The following is a 1,370-nucleotide window of genomic DNA, read 5'->3' on the forward strand; positions in this document are numbered from 1 at the left end:
GGGTGTGGATGTCGCCGCCTTCGATCAGGCCGCCGATGGTGAGGGTAGCGGCGTAAACGCCGGTGTCCCTGAGGGCCGCGTTGAGGGTCAGCACGAACATGCGGAGGGCAGCGGAGGCGGGGGCCAGGGCGCCGAGCATGGGGATGGGGTATTTGCCGCTGAGGCCGCCGGGGATCAGGATCGTGCCGGTGTTGCGGGTGAGCATGTCCGGGAGGACGGCGTTGACGAGGTCGACGGCTGGGACGACGACCGCGTCGAAGGCAGCGCTGATGGGTTCGGTCGTCGCATCGGTGATCGAAATCGGGCCGCCGCCGCCGTCGGCGGAGACCGGGCCGAAGTAGACGGTGTCGAGTGGGCCCAGGTCCGCGGTGATCGTGGCGAGGACTTCGCGGAGGGCTGCGGGCTCGCGGACGTCAGCGGCGTACGTGTGGGCGTCGATGTCCGCCAGTTGCTCCAGGTACGACGGGTGCCGCGTCGCGTGCCGGGAGACGAGTGCGACGGTGAAGCCTTCGCGGCCGAAGCGGTGGGCGATGGACAGGCCGAGGCCGGGACCGGCACCGAGGACGGCGAGGACTTTGCGCATGGAGTTCTCCTAAGTTGAGGGTGTTCTCAAGTTAGGCATAAGTTGAGGAGGCCGTCAACTTTGCTAGGGTGAGGTCCGTGCGGAAGGACGCGGAACTCAATCGGGAGCGCTTGGTCACGGCTGCCCGGGAGGTGTTTGCCGAGCGAGGACTGGACGTTGCGCTGGATGCGGTCGCCAAGCGGGCGGGGGTGAGTATCGGGACGCTGTACAACCGCTTCCCCACTCGGAACGACCTGGTGCGGGCCGCCTTTGCCGACAACGTGCAGACCGTCGCGCGGTTGGGTGACCACGCGCTCGGGCTGGCGGATCCGTGGGACGGGTTCGTGTACTTCGTCGAGCAGGTCAGTCAGCTGCAGGCTGCGGATCGTGGGTACAACGAGCTCGCCGGATCGTCCTCGGCCGAAGATCTGTCGCGCGGGTACGAGTTGATGAGCCGGATCGTGGCTCGGGCGCGGGAGGGCGGCGTACTGCGGGCTGACTTCACCCTCGAGGACATGGCGTTCGTGACGTGGTCGATCACGCGGACGATCGAGGCGACGGCCGGGACCGGTACGACGGTCTGGCGGCGTCATCTGGCGTTGATTCTGGACGGGTTGCGGGCGTCTGCGGCACACCCGCTGCCGGTGCCACCGTTGTCGCGTGAGCAGCTCGCCGACATCTATCGCGGCTGCTGATCGGGTAAACCACGTGAGCGGCTGGACCGGGCCGCCTAAACTTGGTTCTGCCATGCCTGATGCCCGGACCGAGTTGTCGAGTCCTCCCCCAGCCCCCGGTCCCACCCAGGACC

At 67.9% G+C, this 1,370-nt stretch carries 2 protein-coding genes; one reads left to right on the forward strand and one right to left on the reverse strand.

The window, feature by feature from the left end:
* Positions 1-583 (reverse strand): SDR family NAD(P)-dependent oxidoreductase (locus tag E1261_RS44750; protein ID WP_132416454.1); only part of this gene is annotated, 583 nt, incomplete at its 3' end.
* Positions 584-660: 77 nt separating this feature from the next.
* Between E1261_RS44750 and E1261_RS44755 the strand changes: the two genes are divergently transcribed.
* Entirely contained in the window at positions 661-1,257 is a 597-nt protein-coding gene (locus E1261_RS44755; RefSeq protein ID WP_132416456.1) for a TetR/AcrR family transcriptional regulator, read from the forward strand.
* The last annotated feature ends 113 nt before the right edge of the window (positions 1,258-1,370 follow it).

Origin of the sequence: Kribbella albertanoniae (assembly GCF_004348455.1) — a bacterium.
Taxonomy (GTDB): Bacteria; Actinomycetota; Actinomycetes; order Propionibacteriales; family Kribbellaceae; genus Kribbella; species Kribbella albertanoniae.